Genomic DNA, 245 nt, shown 5'->3' with positions numbered 1-245 from the left:
AATCCCGCGAGTGCCAGCGCCTTCGACGTCGTGTCCGGCGGCGATGCGACCGGGTCCTTCGCGCGACGCTTGTACGACGCGGCGAAGAGTGTCAACGCCACGGCGTTGGTACCGGCGTGTACCAGTCCGACTCGGCGCTGCTGCTCGTTGAGCGTCGACCACGTCGCCCACCCCGTCACCAACGCGGTCGGGGCTGTCACCAGACCGGCTCCGATGAGTCGTCGGGACGCAGCGCCGTTCCCGCC

General features: G+C 69.8%; 1 protein-coding gene. It reads right to left on the bottom strand.

All coding sequences use genetic code 11. From position 1 onward, the window contains the following. Positions 1 to 200, bottom strand: a 200-nt coding sequence (locus ACZ267_RS13005) for a hypothetical protein (protein ID WP_463680364.1), incomplete at its 3' end; no start/stop codon positions are given. Positions 201 to 245: the final 45 nt, after the last annotated feature.

The sequence above is a fragment of the Staphylococcus sp. AC872 genome (assembly GCF_979255425.1).
Note: the sequence above shows the minus strand (reverse complement) of the source record. Positions and strands in the feature narration are given on the sequence as shown.